The organism is Micrococcus sp., from assembly GCF_030523875.1.
Lineage (GTDB): Bacteria > Actinomycetota > Actinomycetes > Actinomycetales > Micrococcaceae > Micrococcus.
In genome coordinates this window covers 1-1552 of record NZ_JAUNHR010000173.1, presented here as the reverse complement: position 1 = coordinate 1552, position 1552 = coordinate 1, and the positions used below count along the sequence as shown (strand labels likewise).

At 75.2% G+C, this 1552-nt stretch carries 2 pseudogenes; both read left to right on the top strand.

Annotated features, from left to right (window positions below):
• A pseudogene (locus Q4D18_RS11890) lies at positions 1-572 on the top strand (hypothetical protein); the annotation flags it as partial.
• A pseudogene (locus Q4D18_RS11885) lies at positions 565-1552 on the top strand (hypothetical protein); the annotation flags it as partial. The pseudogenes Q4D18_RS11890 and Q4D18_RS11885, both read left to right, overlap by 8 nt.

Genomic DNA, 1552 nt, shown 5'->3' with positions numbered 1-1552 from the left:
GCACCGCCGCGCCGGGGGCCGCGGAGGACACCGCTCCGGGCGCTGTCGCGGACGGTGTGCCGGGTGCCGCCGTCCCGGGCCCCGCTCTGGCCGGTGTCCCGGACGCGGCCGCCGCGGGGCCGTTCCCCGGCGTCGTGCCCACCCTGAGCGCCCCGGCGCTCCTCGGGTCCACGGCGGCCGCCCCCCTCGCCGATGCCAGCGGAGCGGGCGCCGGCGGGACCGCTGACGGCGGGGTCGACCTCGCCGCGCACGCTGGCGTCCCCTGGGTCCCGGGCGTGTCCGTCGGGGACGTCCTCGGCGGCGCTCCCGCGAGCTCAGCCACAGGCTGGCCCCTGGCCGCCGTGCCGGCGCCGGAGACGCCGGAGAACCCGTGGGCGCCGGGGAACCCGGTGCTGACCGCCCTGCGGCAGAACCCCGAGGTCGTCCTCGTCACGGGCGCCTCGCTCGTGCTGCTGGTCTCCGTGCTGCTGTGGCTGGCCGCCCGCGGCGCGCCCATCCGATCCGTGACCCACCCCGCCGAGGCGTCGATCGCCCCGGCCTCCACCACCGAAGGGAACCACCCCCATGCGTGATGACCGCTCCACTTCTCGGACGCTCAGCGCCGCCGTCCTGTGCGCCTCCCTCCTGACCACCAGTGCCGTGGCCACGTTCGCGCCGGAGGCGGCGCGGGCCGAGACGGCCACGGCCGCGGCGGAGCAGGACACCCGCCCCGTCCTCAGCGGCTCCGGCACGACCGTGCTGCACCTGCGCTGGGACGGCACCACGCCGGTCCTGGAATCGGCCGCCGCCGACGGCACCGTCCACGACCCCAACCGTGTGCGCTTCGCCCTGCCCTCGGTACCAGACGAGTCCGTGGCCTCGGGGGACCGCAACGTGCTCCTCATGCCGGCCTTCGACCCGGACCTGGACCTGTCCTGGGTCGGACGCCCGGGGGAGCGGTTCCCCGCCGCGCTGGCCTGGGAGACGCCGGACCGGCCCGGGCACCGGATCACCTTCGACGCCCCTCCGGCCGGGATCAAGCCGGACAGTGTCCGCCTCAGCCTCAAGGAGAGCTCCGGCCCATCCTGGATGGAGCTGTTCTCCTACCGTCCTGGCGGCTACCTGTACACGCAGCGCATCATCTCCTCCGCCCACCCCTGGTATCACAACTACATCTTCGACGGCGTCTATGACCTGGACACCTCATGGGCCTTCGGTGCACCGGGCCAGTACTCGGCCACCTTCGTGCTGTACGCGGAGAAAGAGGACGGCACACCCGTGAACTCCAATCCCGCGACCATCGATTGGGACGTCCGGGTCGGCGCGTCCGAGGAGCCGTCCCCCGCACCGTCGCCCGCTGCGCCCGCTCCGATTCAATCCGCGCCGCCCCCGAGCGCGCCGACGCCGAGCGAATCCGTGCCGACCCCGAGTGCGCCGGCTGCGAGCGAATCCGCGCCGACGCCGAGCTCGCCGTCACCGGGCGAGTCCGCCTCGAGCACGCCGACGCCGTCCGGAGCAGCCACCCCTGCTCCGGAAGGGTCCACCGCCCCTGCTGCGGAGGACCCCACCGCGC